Source organism: Pantoea sp. X-Soil-YNGN-775, assembly GCF_059730575.1.
Map to the genome: position 1 here is coordinate 358,182 of NZ_AP035945.1, position 15,578 is coordinate 373,759.

General features: G+C 57.9%; 12 protein-coding genes. 7 read left to right on the forward strand and 5 right to left on the reverse strand.

Annotated features, from left to right (window positions below; all coding sequences use genetic code 11):
- Window positions 1–6: 6 nt before the first annotated feature.
- On the reverse strand, window positions 7–2,397 hold the full coding sequence (locus AC6I8I_RS01590) for a glucose/quinate/shikimate family membrane-bound PQQ-dependent dehydrogenase (protein ID WP_312056368.1): 2,391 nt from the start codon (window positions 2,395–2,397) through the stop codon (window positions 7–9).
- A 276-nt stretch (window positions 2,398–2,673) separates the two neighbouring features.
- A complete protein-coding gene (locus tag AC6I8I_RS01595; protein WP_497828252.1) occupies window positions 2,674–3,273 on the reverse strand; it encodes a hypothetical protein in 600 nt (199 codons plus the stop codon).
- A gap of 398 nt (window positions 3,274–3,671) precedes the next feature.
- Here AC6I8I_RS01595 and AC6I8I_RS01600 point away from each other — a divergent pair, with 398 nt between their 5' ends.
- Window positions 3,672–4,913, forward strand: coding sequence for an MFS transporter (locus AC6I8I_RS01600; RefSeq protein WP_312056372.1), 1,242 nt, complete (start codon window positions 3,672–3,674; stop codon window positions 4,911–4,913).
- Window positions 4,914–5,248: 335 nt separating this feature from the next.
- Here the strand turns inward: AC6I8I_RS01600 and AC6I8I_RS01605 are convergent, their stop codons facing one another.
- Complete coding sequence (locus AC6I8I_RS01605; protein ID WP_312056373.1) at window positions 5,249–6,406, reverse strand: Gfo/Idh/MocA family protein; 1,158 nt, start codon at window positions 6,404–6,406, stop codon at window positions 5,249–5,251.
- A 278-nt stretch (window positions 6,407–6,684) separates the two neighbouring features.
- On the opposite strand from AC6I8I_RS01605, the gene AC6I8I_RS01610 reads away from it, so the two are divergent.
- Together AC6I8I_RS01610 and AC6I8I_RS01615 are read left to right on the forward strand one after the other, a co-directional pair.
- A complete protein-coding gene (locus AC6I8I_RS01610) occupies window positions 6,685–7,593 on the forward strand; it encodes a glucosamine kinase nucleotide-binding domain-containing protein (protein WP_312057022.1) in 909 nt (302 codons plus the stop codon).
- Window positions 7,594–7,638: 45 nt separating this feature from the next.
- A complete protein-coding gene (locus AC6I8I_RS01615; protein WP_312057021.1) occupies window positions 7,639–8,754 on the forward strand; it encodes an ROK family transcriptional regulator in 1,116 nt (371 codons plus the stop codon).
- Window positions 8,755–8,810: 56 nt separating this feature from the next.
- Here AC6I8I_RS01615 and AC6I8I_RS01620 read toward each other — a convergent pair whose 3' ends face one another.
- Together AC6I8I_RS01620 and AC6I8I_RS01625 are read right to left on the reverse strand one after the other, a co-directional pair.
- Window positions 8,811–9,902: an ABC transporter ATP-binding protein gene (locus AC6I8I_RS01620; protein WP_312057020.1), complete on the reverse strand. Its 1,092-nt coding sequence runs from the start codon at window positions 9,900–9,902 to the stop codon at window positions 8,811–8,813.
- Between the two features lie 13 nt (window positions 9,903–9,915).
- Window positions 9,916–10,515 (reverse strand): GNAT family N-acetyltransferase, encoded by a 600-nt coding sequence (locus AC6I8I_RS01625; RefSeq protein ID WP_312057019.1) that lies wholly within the window; start codon window positions 10,513–10,515, stop codon window positions 9,916–9,918.
- 551 nt (window positions 10,516–11,066) lie between these two features.
- Between AC6I8I_RS01625 and AC6I8I_RS01630 the strand changes: the two genes are divergently transcribed.
- The 4 genes from AC6I8I_RS01630 to AC6I8I_RS01645 all read left to right on the forward strand — a co-directional run bounded on the left by AC6I8I_RS01630 (window position 11,067) and on the right by AC6I8I_RS01645 (window position 15,578).
- Entirely contained in the window at window positions 11,067–12,398 is a 1,332-nt protein-coding gene (locus AC6I8I_RS01630) for an extracellular solute-binding protein (RefSeq protein ID WP_312057018.1), read from the forward strand.
- A gap of 57 nt (window positions 12,399–12,455) precedes the next feature.
- Window positions 12,456–13,328: a carbohydrate ABC transporter permease gene (locus AC6I8I_RS01635; protein WP_031377781.1), complete on the forward strand. Its 873-nt coding sequence runs from the start codon at window positions 12,456–12,458 to the stop codon at window positions 13,326–13,328.
- Window positions 13,328–14,143: a carbohydrate ABC transporter permease gene (locus AC6I8I_RS01640; RefSeq protein ID WP_312057017.1), complete on the forward strand. Its 816-nt coding sequence runs from the start codon at window positions 13,328–13,330 to the stop codon at window positions 14,141–14,143. The genes AC6I8I_RS01635 and AC6I8I_RS01640 overlap by 1 nt, the downstream gene beginning before the upstream one ends.
- A 103-nt stretch (window positions 14,144–14,246) precedes the next feature.
- Window positions 14,247–15,578, forward strand: coding sequence for a glycoside hydrolase family 28 protein (locus AC6I8I_RS01645; RefSeq protein WP_312057024.1), 1,332 nt, complete (start codon window positions 14,247–14,249; stop codon window positions 15,576–15,578).

The window sequence follows — 15,578 nt, forward strand, 5'->3', positions numbered from 1 at the left end:
GGGGGGTTATTTCTGGTCTGGCAGGGCGTAGGCAATCACATAATCGCCCAGTTTGGTGCCAAACGAACCGTGACCGCCGGCTGCGATGACAACGTACTGCTTGCCATTCACTTCATAGGTCATTGGCGTGGCCTGGCCACCGGCTGGCAGACGGGCCTGCCATAACAGCTCACCAGTATCGGTGCTGAAAGCACGCAGGTAGTTGTCAGCGGTCGCGCCGATAAAGAACACTTTACCGGCGGTGGTGACAGGACCACCCAGCATCGGCATACCCATTTTGAACGGCAGTGGCACTGGCGCACTGTCACGTACCGTACCAATACGCTGTTTCCACACCACGTCGTTGGTCTTCAGATCCACCGCAGAGATGTAACCCCACGCTGGCTGTTTACACGGCAGACCAAACGGTGACAGGAACGGATTCAGTTCAACGCCGTACGGTACGCCGTACTGCGGCTGAACGCCGGTTTCAGTACCGGAACCACCCTCAGCGCCTTTCGGCGGTTCGATCGGGTTGCCTGGACCACGCGGTACCAGCTTCGAGACAAACGGCAGCGCCATCGGGTTAGCAATCGCGATCTGACGATGTGGATCGACGGCAATCCCGCCCCATTCGAACATTCCGAGGTTACCCGGGAACACCAGCGTTCCTTGCTCAGACGGCGGGGTGAACGGACCTTCATAGCGCAGGCGCTTGAAGATCACGCGGCACACCAGCTGGTCATACATCGTCGCGCCCCACATGTCCTTGTCCGTCAGATTCTGTTTCGGACGGAAGGTCAGCTCAGAGTAGGGCTGAGTGGCAGAGACGTGGTCGCCTTTCGCCGCACCCTGAGGCACCGGCGTTTCCGGGGCCGGAACGACCGGTTTACCGGTGCGACGATCCAGCACAAAGATGTTACCGGTTTTCGCTGGCGCATAAATCACCGGTACGGTGTTGCCATCTTTATCGGTGATATCAGCCAGCGTCGGCTGCGACGGCAGGTCCATATCCCACAGGTCGTGGTGAACGGTCTGATAAGCCCATACCAGCTTGCCGGTGGTGGCGTTCAGCGCCAGCACGCTGCTGGCATAACGTTCCTGTTCTGGCGTGCGGTTACCGCCCCAGATATCCGGTGTAGAGACGCCCATCGGCAGATAGACCGTATCCAGTTTCGGATCGTAGACCGCCGGTGCCCATGAGTTCGGGGAATTCATGGTGAAGGTGTGCTCATCGGCCGGAATTGCGTTCGGATCTTTCGCGCCCGGATCGAACACCCACAGCAGTTTACCGGTATTCACATCAAAGCCACGGATCACGCCTGACGGCTCGCGGGTTGAGTAGTTATCGGTGACTGCGCCCGCCATCACGATGGTGGTGTTGGTAATCACCGGCGGTGACGTCGGCTCATACTGACCTGGGGTAGTTACAGGCTGTTTGTGTTGCAGATCCAGCTCGCCGTTAACGCCGAAGGACGGGCAACGTTCGCCAGTTTCCGCATCAAGCGCAAACAGACGACCATCGTTGACCGGCAGGTAGATGCGGCGTGAGCACAGCGCAGGCTGGCTGTTGGCTGCATCGGCAGCGGCCGGAACTTCATGATAAGAGACACCGCGACAGGTCACGTGCTGGAACGTCGGGTTGACCTTCATGCCCGGATCAAATTTCCACTTCTGCTTGCCGGTGGCCGCGTCCAGTGCAAACAGGATCTGGTGTGGCGAACAGAGGTAGAGCGTGTCGCGGATCTTAATCGGCGTCACTTCATCGGTGATTTCACCCGGATCGTTAGCGGTTTTTAAGTCGCCGGTCTGGAACTGCCAGGCGACCTGCAGCTCTTTGACGTTCTGGTGATTAATCTGTTTAAGCGGAGAGAAACGGGTCCCTTGCTGATCGCGAGCATAAGCCGGCCAGTCACCGTCCGGAATGTTGCTCAGCGGCTGTGCCTGCGGCGCGTTGTCAGCGGTTTCTGGCAGCGTACCGTTGATGACCTGCGGATCGTTAAACACCGCATAAGCCAGCACGATAGCACTGGCAACCAGCGCCACGGCCATTGCACCCAGTGGGCCTTTGCCAACGTTGTGCAGGCTGCGCCAGACAAACGGCAGCACCAGCCAGACGCCGAAGATCACCAGTACATCGGTACGCGGTGCCAGTGCCCAGAAGTCAGTACCGACTTCCCAGACACCCCATGCCAGCGTAGCCAGCAGCAGCAGGGCGTAAACCACCAGCGCGGCGCTGTTACGACGCCACAGCAGGAAAGCGGTGATCAGCATCGCTGCACCGCCGACGATGTAATACCAGGAACCACCAATGGCGGCTAACCAAATACCGCCAATCAGCATAAACGCGCCCGTCAGCACTGCGAACAGCACCGTCAGGAAACGAATTACGCCAAAAGATGAGGAGTTTTTCCCCATAATATCGACCTCGTTTCGTTGCCATAAAACACACGAAAACAACCAGATAGGTTGTTCTCAGTTATCAAGTACAAATGATGAAGGGTGTTCTTAAATCACTCTTCCACTAAGTCAGACGATCCCTTTGTGTTAAATGTTATAGCAAAAATAGATCAAGTTTTGATTTTTTTAGCTCAAAGCGCTTCACATATGAAGTAATACGACATTTTATGAGGGTTTATGAGACGTTAAGCGCACCGCCATGTGCCCTTAACGCCGGAAGGCAGGATTTGTGCATCAGCAGCTAATAAGTTCGCCATCCGAGCGTTGTTGTTGCCAGCCGCTGATATTTATCTCAGCAAATTGCTCCGCAGTTAAACAAGGCGACTCACTGCGCACGATCACTTCCGCGCCTTTTTCCCGAAACGCAGCCATAAAATAAGGAAAGGTGAATTTTTGATAATTGTTGTTAAAGAACGATTCGCTTAAAACAATACCGGAAAATGGGAACGATTCCATTAATCGCCAGTCGGCACCGGGTGGAGCAAAGTCATACAGCCAGAAACTAAATTTCTTTGCCAATTCAAGCAATGCCGCGCCGTGCGTCACTAAACTACGATAATTAATTCCGACCCGCACCCGCGCATCCTGTAAATGCAAATAGGCATCCGGCACCGCAATCATTCCCTGTAATCGAATATCCCCGACCGGAATAACCATTAATGCTGCTTCAGTGGCAATGTGATTGTGTAATGAAATAATGTTGTGGCTATTAAGTATATTGCTGCTGTCCTGGTTGGGTTGAAGATAAGGAACGCTATAGCAAATGCCAGCGACGTGTCGCTCAACATGATGGATAGGTTCCGTAACATAGGGGTTATATAAGCTATTTTTCATTATCTCTATGAAATGCAATATAAAAGGTGTTGTTGATAATCAGGGATATAAAAATTCGCACTTTTCTGAATGCGTGAATAAATATAGATCAACTGCATATTCTAAATCACCTCTTTATACGCTGGAAAAGTAAATAAAGCCGCTATGAAAGAGAAAATTATTCCTTTGGCATCTGATGATTTCCTGGAATATATTCATCAGTCAGGACCAATAGGCGGATAATAATCATGCCCGTATCAACGGATTGTCGCCAGGCTCAACCCGTTGGCCGCACCGGCAGTGAAGGCCGGCACGGTCAGTCACCGCACCCTGAAGCCCATCGCGCAATCAGGCCAGGTTGTCGGCACCCTCAACACCGCGCAACGACGCGGGAATCATCACTTTAAATGGAACAGAACATGGGATTTATGGCACCTGCTGCAGAAGAGTCGCTGTGGCGACACCGGACGTTTGTCGCGTTCTGGCTGGCCCGCACCTGCTCGTCATTTGGATTTCAGATGTTTTCAGTGGCGATCAGCTGGCAGATTTACGCCCTGACCAACAGTGCGCTGGCGTTAGGCATGATCGGATTGATGCAGTTTATGCCCTCGGTGCTGCTGGCATTACCTGCCGGACACCTGGCCGATCAGTACGATCGGCGTCGTATCGTGCTGTTCGGCCAGCTGGTGGAGTTTGCCGCCCTGCTGGCGCTGGTGGTGCTGACGCTGTTTCATTCAGTCGATAAAACCGCCTTGTGGGGGCTGGTGTTTATGATTGCCGTCGCCAAAGCGCTGGAGTGGCCCGCCATGTCCTCAATGCTGCCGTCACTGGTGCCGCCCGGCATTCTGGCGCGCGCTATGGCGATGAATTCAGTCGGCGGACAGGCGGCGGTGATTGTCGGACCGACCCTTGGCGGCCTGCTCTACGTGGCAGGCCCGGAAGTGGTGTATGGCGTCTCCGGGCTGTTCTACTTTATCTCGCTGACGCTGGTCAGCCTGCTGCGCTATCAGCATCCCAGCCAGCCGCGGCTGCCGATGAACATGAAGAACCTGTTTGCCGGTATTCACTTCATCCGTGAGCGCAAAGATGTGCTGGGGGTGATCTCGCTTGACCTGTTTGCGGTGCTGCTGGGCGGGGCCACCGCGCTGCTGCCGATCTTTGCTAAAGACATTCTGCATACCGGCCCGTGGGGATTAGGCATGCTGCGCGGTGCGCCGTCGGTGGGTGCGCTGCTGGTGGGTATCTGGCTGAGTCGTCACAAGCTGGATAAGCATGTCGGGATGATTATGTTCGGGTCGGTGGCCGGGTTTGGTGTCGCTACGCTGGTGTTCGCGCTCTCCAGCCAGCTGTGGCTGTCGTTGCTGGCGCTGGCCGCGCTGGGCGGGTTTGATATGGTCAGCATGGTGATCCGCGGAGCGCTGGTGCAGCTCGATACGCCGGATGCGATGCGCGGGCGGGTCAATGCGGTTAACGCCATTTTCATCAACACTTCTAATCAGCTGGGCGAATTTGAGTCGGGAATGCTGGCGGCTTGGCTGGGTGCAGTACCGGCGGTGGCGATTGGTGGTATCGGTACGCTGGTGGTGGTGGCGCTGTGGATGAAATTGTTCCCGCATTTACGCCGGCGTCAGAAGCTGGAGAATGAGGTCGATCCGGTCTAATCACTGGCGTTGGGATTAGGTGAGGGGGGTTTGTGCGGTGGTGGACCACGGCGCAGGCTCAGGGAACATACGCCGTTCGCAAAGACGCAAGAAACGCCATCCCTGGGCCGCGATGCTTTGTTGCAGGCGTATGTTCCCCTCGCTTTGAGTTTGTTTGTGTCCAGAACCTATCTGCGCCCCTTGAGAGTCTTTAAATAAGGCAGGAAAATCTGGAGGTAAAATGATCTCCGTAAGCGAAGTGGTAACTGGCCCGAAGGCCAGTTCAGGAAGCGACCAGTCATACTGCCATTCAAATCACGGGGTCAGAGGGGGAAGCTGACCCGCAGGTGGGGCCATCAGGCTCCGGTTTTTCCCAGGTTGGCGTCAAATGTTAGCCAGCTTTCACGCATATCCACTACGCTGCGGGTTTTGCGGGCCTCATCGATTTTTATGGCGGTGAGGCCCGCTTCCAGCGCGTCCACCACTGAGACCTTCAGCGGCGTTCCCTGTTTAATGTGTTTCACGATCTCTTCCGCCATTAACGCATCAGCGCCGTAGTGGCCATCGTATGCATTGCCGCTGTAGGCGGTATCGACCTCTTTCTCGCCGCTGCGCGCATTGTGAACGCGGAAGTAGTTACGGACGAAATCGCCCTCAGCCATGCCGTCAGTGCCGATCACGCAGAAGCGACGGAACTCATCCGGCACGTTAAGGTTGGCGTGGAAGGCGAGGGTGGCACCACCGGCATACTCAATCAGCGCGGTCTGGTAATCGACAATGTCGGCATCGCTGTCGAATACCGCGTCGGTACTGGACCAGCCGCTGGGCTTAATGTGATAGACCTCTGAGTCGGCGGTCACCGCGCCCTGTGGCGCATGGGCTGGCGTGAAGGATTTGCGGCCGCCAAAGCTGGCGACCCGCACCGGGCGCTGCTGCATTAAGCCCTGATAGAGGTCGATGTCGTGGCAGCACTTTTCCAGAATATAAGGGCCGGCATATTTTTCCAGCCGTCGCCAGTCGCGCTGGAAGAAGGCGCCGTGATAAGGCTTGATATGTTCTGTGGCTTCAATTGAGGTGATCTCGCCCAGCCGGCCGGCGTCACGCGCCGCCAGCAGATCGTGATAGAGCGGTGAATAGCGCAGTACCAGACCGACCAGAATGCGCGCCTCGCCATACTGACGCACCAGCTTCGCCATCTCCATGGTCTGCTGTTCGTTGATCACCACCGGTTTTTCAGTAAACACGGTGTAGCCCGCAGCCAGCGCCTGGCCGACATGCTCAAGGTGCAAAAAGTTGGGTGAACCGACCAGTACCACATCCATCCCGCCGTGCTGCAGCAGGGCTTCAATCGAATCGAACGACTGGCCGGGATCGATAGCAAAACTGTGCAGATTGGGCAGTCCGGCGGGGGCCGGATCGTAATAACCTACCACGGAGAAGGCGTCGTCGGCGTTGTTGAACTCTTTGATAACGTGGGACAGACGAAAGCCGAGACCGATAATGCCTACTTTCATGTTAAACCCCTGATCCTGAAATCGGATAACGCAGAACCCGCCCAAAGCCAGGCGTGGCTGTTGATAATCTGACCACCAACTTATTACGATGGAAAAACTAATGTCAATATCAGCCTGCATGTTTTGCGAAGGCGTTTTTTGTTATCTTTATGTAAAACAAAGCAAAACAGGATATCTTTAACTGCCATATTTATTTGTTATTGCGATTTAAGTTTTTTTACCCTATCGTTCGCTGATTATGGCGACAACTCTGAATCAGTGGAGGCGGGAGGAAGCGCGTGCACTCACACTATCTCCTTGGCATTGATGGCGGCGGCACCCAGTGTCGTGCGCGGTTAACCGACCTTCACGGTACGGTGCTGGCGGAAGCCACTGGCGGACCCGCCAACGTCTGGTCGCAGTATGAGGCGGCGCTGAGCTGCGTCACACAGCTGATCGATCAGGTATTTTTACAGGCCGGCTTAGCGCCGCAGGCGCTGGCGCAGACCTCGCTGGTGGCCGGATTAGCCGGTGCCAACGTCGCGTCGGTGCAGGCGCGCCTGTCTGACTGGCAACCGGACTGTGCCGCGTTGCAGGTGGTCAGCGATGTGGAAATCGCCTGCGCAGGTGCGCACGCGGGCCAGCCTGGTGCGGTATTTATCATCGGCACCGGCAGTCAGGGCGCGGCCTGGGATGGCGAACGCTTTACCCTGCTGGGCGGCTGGGGCTTTGCGCTTTCCGATCAGGGATCGGGCGCTGAGCTGGGCCGCCGGGCGCTGCGTCTGGCGCTGCTGGCCCATGAAGCGATGGTCGAACACAGCCCGCTGACCCATCAGCTCATGGCGCAGTTTGATCACAGCCCGGAAACCATGCTGTTGTGGACCCGCACCGCCGCGCCTGCTGACTGGGCGCGCGTGGTGCCGCAGGTGTTTGCTGCGGCCGACGCCGGTGACGGCCATGCGCAGACGCTGCTGCAACAGACCGCGGCTGATATTGGCATGATGGTGCGTCGTCTGACCGCGCTGAGCAGTGGACGCGTGGCGCTGATGGGCGGACTGGCCGTGCCGATTTACCGCTGGCTGGCAGCCGATATTCAGACCCGGCTGGTCACGCCGCTGGGTGACGCGCTGAGCGGGGCACTGACGCTCGCCCGGACGCAGGCTGGCGGTGTGCCGGAGCCCCGCTCGATCCCTTTATCCCGTCACTGACCTGAAGCCTGTTGCCCAGCGTCAGTGCGTCAACCCGAGGAATTTATGACCGCTCCCAACGTGACCGCGCGCATTCTGCGGTTGATTGTTGAAAACGCGCCGATTAGCCAGTCCGATTTGAAAGTACGCAGCGGACTGAGCATGTCGACGGTTTCGCAAGCGACCAATCGGCTGCTGGCACAAGAGATTGTGCAGGAGCTGGGACTGCGTCGCGTGTCGATGGGGCGGCCAAAAACCCTGCTCGGACTCAATCCCGATCGCGCCAGCGTGATCGGCATCCAGCTCAATGCAGAACGCAACCTGATCGTCATGACCGATCTCAGTGGCAACCTGCTCGGTGAACAGCAGATGCCGCCGGGCACCCTGACGCCACGTCAGCTTGGCGATGCGCTGGCGAAATTCCTGCGCGGCGTGGAAGAGAAGCGGGTCGGAGCCATCGGGCTGGCCTTATCGGGGCTGGTGGATGCCGAAAATGGCTACTGCATCCGCTCAAAGGTGCTCGACTGGGATAACGTTCCGATTGCCCGCCAGCTGGAGGAACGCTTTTCGCTGCCGGTGTTTATCGAAAATGATGCCAACGCGATGGCGATGGCGGCGCTGGTGTTTGGCCAGCTTGGCACCGCGCAGTCGGCGGTGATTGCCACCTACGGTAAAGGGATCGGCGCCGGGATTATCCTCAATCGTCAGCTCTATCGCGGTCGCCACGGTAAAGCGGGTGAGATTGGCAACGGGCTGGTCGGTGATGGCTCGCTGCGCCTGCTGGAAGATGTCGCTTCTTCGCGCGCTATTTTGCAACGGGTGGCGGCAGACGAACCGATCACGCTGACCTTACAGGCGCTGGATCAGCGTCCGACGCCTGAGGTGCTGGCGGCGCTGGAAGAGGCGGGCCGTGAACTGGGTATCTCGCTGGCCAACCTGTCGGTGGCCTACGATCCGGACGTGGTCTATCTGGCGATGGAGCCGCATATGGCGTCACGCATTTTGCTCGATCACATCACCCAGAGCTTTCAGGCTTACCGGCTGAAACTGACGCCGCACATGACGCCGCTGCAGTTTCTGACCGAATCCAACCGGATGTGGGCACTCGGTGCGGCGGGCTTTGCGGTTAACCGTCTGCTGGATCTGCTGGCCGCCCAGGCGGATGAAGAGCCAGTCACCTGAGTGCTCCTGCCAGCAAAACGGGCGCCGAAGCGCCCGCTAACCTTACCCTGCACGCCCTAACGCAGGCGTAATCCCTGCTGATCGAACAGCAGGCAGTGCGCGGCGGAAATCCCCAGTTCGACCTGCGTCCCCAGTTCACGCTGATGCGCCTCACGCTCTTCCACCACCAGCATCTGCTCCCGGCCAATATCGAGATAGAGATAGTTGGTGTGGCCGAGCATTTCGCCAAACGACAGCTCACCCTGAAAACGCAGCGCTTCCGGCGTCTGGCTGGCGGGCTGGAAGTGTTCCGGACGGATGCCGAGCGTCACGGTTTGTCCCTCGTGGCACGGGGCGGCAATTTTCAGCACCAGGCCATCAATCTTCAGCTCCGGCAGCCGCAGCTGCACTTCACCTTCACCGACCGCGGCGATCTCCGCCTGCAGGAAATTCATCTTCGGCGAGCCGATAAAACCGGCAACGAACAGGTTGTCTGGATCGTGATACAGCGTCAGCGGCGCGCCAACCTGCTCAATCCGGCCCTGGCGCAGCACCACAATCCGGTCCGCCAGCGTCATCGCTTCCAGCTGATCGTGGGTCACATAGATCATGGTGTTACCCAGCGAGGCGTGCAGCCGGGCGATCTCAATCCGCATCTGCAGGCGCAGTTCGGCATCAAGGTTAGAGAGCGGTTCATCGAACAGGAAGATGCGCGGATGACGGATAATCGCCCGGCCAATCGCCACGCGCTGACGCTGCCCGCCCGACAGCGCGCGCGGCAGCCGGTCAAGCAGTTCGGTCAGATGCAGACGGGCGGCCGTTTGCTCGATCGCCTGGGCGATCTCCGCCTTCGACTTCTTCATCACCTCCAGCGGATAGGCGAGGTTACCGCGCACCGTCATGTTGGGATAGAGCGCATAGGACTGAAACACCATGGCAATGCCGCGCTCGGTGGCGGGCTGCCGGGTCATGTCCTGCTCCTCAATCAGCAACTCTCCGCTGCTGATCTCCTCCAGCCCGGCGATCATCCGCAGCAGCGTCGATTTGCCGCAGCCGGATGGCCCGACAAAGACCACGAATTCCCCGCTGTTAATCGTCAGATCGATGCCATGAATCACGTTAACGTGCTCGTAAGACTTCTTCACATTCTGCAAGCGCAGGCTGGTCATCGGACTACCTCACTCAGAGTAACTGGCCCATGTAAATGGCGTTGCTGCGCAGGATCGGGGTGAAACCCATGCGCTGATAAAAGGCGCAGACCTGCTCGTTTTGCAGGCTGACGCCAAGGTGAACGCCGCTGACGCCCGCTGCCCGCAGCGCCGCCAGTTGGTGCTCAATCATTTTGCGGCCCCAGCCACCTTTTTGCGCCGCCGGCAGCAGATTGATATGCAGATGAGCCGGCCAGCGGCTCACCAGCGCCTCAGCCGCAGCGTCAGGGTGGCGAATGGCGTCGAGTATCTTGTCGTCGAGCGGCGCGTCGGCGCTGCGTTGCTGATATTTCTGCTGTAACTGTGGCCACCATTGCGCAGCTAACTGCGCTTCAAAGGCACGGGTATCCGGCGCGGCCACCACATAGCCCAGCACTTCACCGTCTATCTCCAGCACAAAAGCAAAATCCGGGGCGAAACGCGCATAGGGCACGGCAAACCGCTGGCCGGGATAGTCAGGATCAGAGTAGAGCGCCCGGGCATCCCCGCCGGCATCCGCCGTTTCCAGGCAGATGCGGTAGAGCGCCGGATAGTCCGCCGGGGTCGCCGGACGAATGACACCTTGATTCGCCATGGTGAATTCTCGTGAGTGGATGGAGGGGACCGTCACTGACGCGGTCCGCCGATGAAAAGTTACGTTAATGAAAGTGGACTTAGTTTTCAAGATAGAATAATTACCTTATTGCACTAACCCCGGCGGTTCAGCAATCTTTACCGGTTTCTCGTTTCACAACTGTGATCGCCAACACGCGCGGCGCACGCCGCTTGCCTCGCTCCTTACCGCCAGAAAAAACGACAAACTGTGAGCGTAATAGGATTTTCATATGTTTTATCAGGGGGTTATTTTGCGACAATCGGTCTGGCAGATCGTGCTGAGGAAGCGCCGGTTCAGGCTGTTCCGCCGCGGTGGCCAGCCGACTGTCCAGCGAAGTCTGCTGTTTTTACCCGCAGGTCGCTGTTTATTTGCGCGTGCTCACAGCGTTGCAATTTCACCGGCGGCCTGTTTGACTTTATTTTTTTATTAAAGTAAGTATGAGTGAGTGCATTTTTATGCGGCTTCAGTCTGCGGGATGGCAGGCGGTGAGATGAAGGGATGCCGATGCTGGTCTGAAGAAGGTGAGCATAATGTCTGTTTCCTCAGTTGGTTCGTTCCGGGTTCGCAGTCTGGGTCGGCTTTTGGCGGCGGGCTTGCTGGCAGGCAGCGTTGCCCACGCCGCGCAGGCTGCCGTTAGCCTGAATGAGTGGGATATCTATAACTATCCGCAGCAGACCGCGGCGGTGGATGAAGGTATCAAAGCGTTCACGCAGCAGAATCCGGGCATCGTGATTAACCGTTCGGTTCACTCGTTTGAAGATACACGTATTCCGCTCAAGCTGGCGCTGACCGCCGGCGACGGTCCGCAGATTGCCCAGGTAAACCAGGGCGGCGGTGATATGGGATCGCTGGTAAAAGATAAGCTGTTGCTACCGCTGGATAGCTACGCCAGCGCCGATGGCTGGACCACGCGCTTCCCCGACTCGATCCTCAAGCGTAACCGCTGGTCAGACAGCGGCGAGTTCGGCAGCGGCAAACTGTACGGCGTTGCCAGCCTCGGAGAGATGGTCGGGCTTTACTACAACAAGGCTCTGCTGGATAAAGCCGGCATTGCGGTTCCCAAAACGCTGGCCGAGCTGGAAAGCGCGATGGCGAAGCTAAAGCAGCAGGGCACCGCGCCGATGATGCTCGGCCTGCTGGATGGCAACATGGGCCAGCAATTGCTCAGCACGCTGTGGCAGGCGCAGATTGAAAGCCATGACCGCAAGACGCTGGATAATCTGATCTACGACGTTGGCGGCAGTTTCAAAGATGACAAACTGGTCAAGGCCGCCAGTATGATGAAGAGCTGGACCGATAAAGGTTACTTCTTCCCTGGCTTCCAGGGCATCGGTCACGATGATGCCGCAACGCTGTTTCAGAACAATCAGGCGGCGTTCCTGGTGAGCGGCACCTGGTATCTCGGCCAGTTTAAAGATAACAAAGATATCCACTTTGCCGCGATGCCGGCCGGCGAGGGGGTGAAACAACCGCTGATGGTCGGTGGCACCGATCTGGCCTTCTCGGTGACCAGCACCGCGAAGAGCAAAGAGCAGCAGGATGCGGCGGCGAAATTCATCAATTATATGGTGTCAGATGCGATGGCTGACCGCTGGCTGAAGGTCGGCTTCCTGCCGGCCAGCACCAACAAAGCGGCGAAAATGCCGGCGGACAATCCGCTGCTGGCCGAAGCGTATCAGGTGTGGCTGACGCTTAATGACTATGACGGTTTAGGCCACTACGTAGACTGGGCAACGCCGACCATGAATGCCGAACTGAATCAGAACGTCCAGTTGCTGCTGGCCGGCCGTCAGACTGCCGATCAGATGGTCACCAATTTCGACAACAACTATCAGCGTTACCTGAAAACCCTGAAACATTAAGCCGGTGGCCCGGCGCATCGCCGGGCCTGAGCGTCGTTCTGAGCCACGAGTACGGTTATGTTGAATTTAAGCGGTTGGCGTAATTTCCTTTATGTTCTGCCGGCGGTGCTGGTCTATGCGGTATTTCTGCTGTTGCCGCTGCTGGCCTCGCTCGGTATCAGCTTTACCGAATGGGACGGCACCTCGCTGCCGGTATTCAGCGGCGTCAGCAACTATCTGCGGATGTTCAGCGATCCGGTGTTCTGGATAGCGCTGGGCAATAACGCCATCCTGATGCTGTTCTACACCCTGTTGCCGATTAGCATCGGTCTGCTGCTGTGCAGTTTTTTGTATGACACGCGCAACAACAGCGAACGCAGCGTGCTGCGCATCCTCTTCTTTCTGCCTTATATCATGCCGATGGCGGTGCTGGGCGTGGTGTGGCGCTGGTTATATAACCCGGCGTTTGGCCCGATCGATCAGCTGTTGCGCGCCATTGGCTTACCGCAGCTGGCGATGTCATGGCTGGGCGATTTTACCTGGGCGCTGCCGGCTGTCGGCCTGGTCGCCACCTGGTACTTCTTCGGTTTCTGTCTGGTGCTGTTTATGGCGGGCCTGCAGCGAATGGATCCCTCGCTGCTGGAAGCGGCCGACCTGGATGGATCGTCGCGTCGTCAGAAGTTTATGCGGATTACCCTGCCGGCCCTGCGGCCTGAGGTGCGGATTGCGCTGCTGCTGACGGTGATTGCCAGCCTGAAAGCCTTTGACCTGGTCTATGTGATGACCCAGGGCGGGCCGGGCACCTCCACCATGGTGACCAATATCTTTATGTATAAGCAGGGTTTTGACCTGCACTACTTTGGCTATGCGTCGTCAGTGGCGGTGTTCAGCATGCTGATTGTGTTAGGGATTAACTACCTGATTCACCTGGCCTTAAAGGAGCGATACTGATGCGTAGTACGCCGGTGATTTCACGCACGCTGATCTGGATGGTGGCGCTGATGACCATTCTGCCGTTTCTGATGGCGCTGATGACCTCGTTCAAAACCCAGATGGAGCTGTTCCAGGGGGTATTCACGCTGCCCGCCTCGCTGAATTTTAAAAACTACCTCACCGCCTGGCAGCAGGGACATTTTAACGTCTACTTCCTCAACTCGGTGCTGGTGGTCATCCCGGTGGTGCTGTGCAGCGTGCTGCTGGGGATTCTGGCCGGATTTGGCTTCGCCTGGCTGAAGATCCCCGGTAAAAAAGCGATCGCGGCGATGCTGGCGCTCGGCATGGTGTTGCCGAGCGAGGCGTTTATCATCCCGCTCTACCACGAGCTGCGCTGGATGGGGCTGACCAATACCTATCTGGCGCTGATTTTGCCGCAGATTGCCCTGTCGCTGCCGTTTACAACCCTGATGATCGCCAGTGCCTTTCAGCAGGTGCCCAAAGAGCTGGTGGAAGCGGCGGTGATGGATGGTGCCTCGCGGGTCAAAATTTTGTGGGGCATCCTGGTGCCGGCCATCTGGCCGACGCTCTCGACGCTCGGGCTGCTGCTGTTTATCTGGACCTGGAATGAGTTTTTAATCCCGCTGATTCTGGTCAATAAAGATGAGCTGCGTACCTTACCGATCGGCATGATGTTCTTTCAGAATAAAAACACTATCGACATTCCGGTGCTGATGGCGGGCGCGATGATTGTCATCCTGCCGCTGGTGGCGGTGTTCCTGATTTTCCAGCGCAAGTTTATCAGCGGCGTGACCGAAGGCGCCGTGAAGTAATCTGTGATCGCCGGCACGGAACGGGGCAGTGGCGACCAGACAAAGGTTTGCGGCACCGGAACGTGCTGCAATTGTTCCTCCTCACTCTTGCGGGAGACGCATGATGCACCTTTCCCTTGCCGATTTTCATCCTGCCGCCGACGGCGAAACGCTGGATACCGCGCTATTGCAACGCGCGATGGATCAGATTGCCGCCGCCGGCGGAGGCCGCCTGACGCTGCCTGCCGGGCGCTACCGCAGCGGCTGCCTGAATCTGCCCTCTGATTTTGAACTGCACCTGGAGGCGGGGGCGGTGTTGATCGCCAGCCAGCGGCTGGCCGATTACCAGCCGGTCCAGGCGCTGAGCAGCGCCGAGAAGTCACACAACGTGCTGCTCTACGCCCTTGGTCAGCGCAATATCACCCTGAGCGGCACCGGCCGCATTGATGGCGAGGGCGAAGCCTGGTTTGCCACCGAACGTGATGAGCAGGGCTATCGTCTGCCGCGCGCCGACCGACCGCGCATCATCGTTTTTGAAGATTGCGAGCAGGTGAGGCTGCAAGATTTTACCATCGTGCAGGCCCCGATGTGGACCGTACATCTGGTGAGCTGCCGTCATGTGCATATCGACCATCTCACCATTGATAACGCCATGACCATGCCGAACACCGATGCGCTGGACATCGACAGCTGCGAAGCCGTGTTTGTCAGCAACAGCTACCTCAGCGCCGCCGATGATGCTATCTGCATTAAAACCACCCACAAGCCTGCGGCGCTGCGACGTCCGGCCCGCCAGATTATGATCACCAACTGTCTGCTACGCAGTTACAGCTGCGCCTTTAAAATCGGCACCGAAAGCTGGGATGATGTGGAAGATGTGACGGTCACCGGCTGCACCATTTTCGATTCCAACCGCGCCATCGGCATTCTGTCACGCGACGGCGGGGCGATGCGGCGGCTGCTGTTCAGCAATCTGACCTTTGCCTGCCACCATGCGCCGCCGTGCCACTGGGGCAAAGCCGATCCGCTGTTTATCTCGGTGCGCAGTCGCGATCCGGCGATTGCGCCGGGCCGCGTAGAGCAGGTGCAGTTCACTAACGTGACGGGCGTAGCGGAAGGGGCGATTAACCTGCATGCGGCGCAGCCGGGCGCGATCCGCGACGTGTTAATCAGTCAGGTGCAGTTGCGGCAAAGTGTGGCGTCGGTGGCGCAGGGGCAGTATGACATCCGGCCGCCGTGTAACCCTGACTCACCGACCGGCATGGGGCTGGATAACGCCTATAAGCTCGATCCAAAAACCGGTGAGGCATATGGAGTTGAGCGCTATCCCGGCGGATTGCCGGGACTGTTTGCGCGCGGCGTTGAGAATCTGCAGCTGCACAACCTGGCCATCGTGCGGCCGGAGCCGTTACCGCCAGGCTGGCACCCCGACAGCGTGGTAGCGCTGCCGGAATAA